Source organism: Lacticaseibacillus chiayiensis, assembly GCF_004123795.1.
Classification (GTDB): Bacteria; Bacillota; Bacilli; order Lactobacillales; family Lactobacillaceae; genus Lacticaseibacillus; species Lacticaseibacillus chiayiensis.
Genome location: NZ_MSSM01000086.1, coordinates 1 through 972, shown reverse-complemented (window position 1 = coordinate 972; position 972 = coordinate 1). Strand labels below are relative to the sequence as shown.

1 protein-coding gene is annotated in these 972 nt (G+C 55.0%); it reads left to right on the top strand.

Annotation, left to right across the window (positions count from 1 at the left end):
* The coding region (locus BVJ53_RS15015) for a hypothetical protein (protein WP_191983455.1) at window positions 1–972 on the top strand (972 nt) is incomplete at both ends.

The following is a 972-nucleotide window of genomic DNA, read 5'->3' as shown; positions in this document are numbered from 1 at the left end:
GATGCAAGTACGGCATCTAGTGCCGCAAGTGTCGCAAGCAGTGCGGCGAGTCAGGCAAGAAGTGAGTCGTCGATTGCTTCGTCTGCTGCAAGTGATGCAAACCATCAAGCAAGCATCGCTTCTAGCGCTGCCTCAATGGCAAGCAGTGCTGCAAGTATCGCAAGCAGTGCCGCCAGTGCTGCATCTAGTGCTGCCCAGTCCGGTGACGATAGTGCAGCAAGCAGTTATTCCAATGCAGCAAGCTCAGCTGCTAGCGCAGCATCGGGTGCTGAAAGTGCTGCAAGTGATGCGGCCAGTGCAGCGGCTTCCGATGCATCGGTAGCTTCGAATGCGGCCAGTGCTGCTAGTTCCTACAGTTCGATTGCATCCAGTGCTGCAAGCACTGCAAGCAGTGCAGCAAATGCAGCGTCAAGTGCGGCAGCAAGTGATTCGGCTGCTAAGAGCAATGCAAGTTCCAGTGCTAGCGGAGCTAGTTCCAGTGCTAGTCAGGCGAGTCATGCATCGTCGGCAGCTTCAGACTACGCAAGCAATGCAAGTTCCAGCGCCAGCGAGGCTGACTCTTATGCATCACAAGCAAGTTCCAGCGCCAGTGATGCAACGAGTCAGGCAAGTAACGCCGCAAGTCAAGCTAGCAACGCGTCATCAGCTGCTTCCGAGTATCCAAATGATAGTGGGATTCAGTCTGATGCAAGCACGGCATCTAGTGCTGCAAGTGTCGCAAGCAGTGCGGCGAGTCAGGCAAGAAGTGAGTCGTCGATTGCTTCGTCTGCTGCAAGTGATGCAAACCATCAAGCAAGCATCGCTTCTAGCGCTGCCTCAATGGCAAGCAGTGCTGCAAGTATCGCAAGCAGTGCCGCCAGTGCTGCATCTAGTGCTGCCCAGTCCGGTGACGATAGTGCAGCAAGCAGTTATTCCAATGCAGCAAGCTCAGCTGCTAGCGCAGCATCGAGTGCTGAAAGTGCTGCAAGCGAT